At 69.6% G+C, this 1,079-nt stretch carries 2 protein-coding genes; both read left to right on the top strand.

Translation table 11 applies throughout. The annotated features are described in order from the left end of the window. A partial coding sequence (locus tag AC5RV2_RS18310) for a J domain-containing protein (protein ID WP_494093511.1) occupies positions 1-626 on the top strand: 626 nt, incomplete at its 5' end. A 66-nt stretch (positions 627-692) separates the two neighbouring features. After that, positions 693-1,079, top strand: a 387-nt coding sequence (locus AC5RV2_RS18305) for a heat shock protein transcriptional repressor HspR (protein WP_494093510.1), incomplete at its 3' end; no start/stop codon positions are given.

Raw genomic sequence — 1,079 nt, 5'->3', positions numbered from 1 at the left:
CCGGGTCCGCGGGCACCGTGCCGCCGGAGTTCGCCGATTTGTTCGGCGGGTTCGGCGGTTTCCCGCAGCAGCAGCCGCCGCGCAGGGGCGCCGACCGCACCGCGACCACCAGCATTTCCTTCGCCGGTTCCATCAACGGCACCACCATCGGGTTGCGCGAGCCCAGCGGCGAGGTGATTGACGTGCGGATCCCGGCCGGGATTAAAGACGGCCAAAAGGTCCGCGTCCGCGGCAAGGGCCAGGCCGGCCCCGCCGGCGCGGGCGACCTGATGGTGACCGTCAACGTCAAGCCCCACCCGTTCTTCCAGCGCGACGGCGACAACATCAGGATCCACGTCCCGGTCACGTTCCCGGAGGCCGCGCTGGGCGCGCAGATCGACGTGCCGACCCTGACCGGCGAATTCGTCAAGGTCAAGATCCCGGCAGGGACACCCTCCGGCCGGACGCTCCGCGTGAAGGGACGCGGGGTGAAGACCTCGAAGAACACCGGCGACCTGCTCGTGACCATCGACGTGGTGGTCCCGCAGAATCTTGGGAAAGAGGCCGAAGACGCAGTCAACGCCTTCGCGGCGGCGACCGCCGGGTCCGACCCGCGCGGAAACCTTGCCGCCAAGGCCAGGCTGTAGCGGGACGTTACGACAGGTCGGGACAGTCCGGACGGGAAACGCGCGAAGCGCAGGAGGGAGAGCACCATGAGCATCGATATGAACGCGCCGATCTTCGTGATTTCGGTGGCGGCCGAACTGGCGGACATGCACCCGCAGACCCTGCGCCAGTACGACCGTCTCGGCCTGGTCTCTCCGTCGCGCCAGCGGGGCAGGCAGCGCCGCTATTCCCAGAAGGACGTCAACACCCTGCGCGAGGTCCAGCGGCTGTCCCAGGAAGGCGTCTCGCTGGAAGGGATCAAGCGCATCCTCCAGCTGGAAAACGAGGTCGCCGCCCTCAAGGCCCAGGTCCGGGACCTCTCCGAGGAACTGATGGCCCGGCAGCGCGGGGGCACCGACTCCAGCCGGGTGTTCGCCGCCGGCCTCGCCGGCGACGTAGTGACGCTGGCCCGCGGCCAGCGGCCGCGTCCGCGC

This window comes from Arthrobacter sp. Y3225116, assembly GCF_059091245.1.
This window is presented reverse-complemented; position numbering and strand designations above follow the sequence as displayed.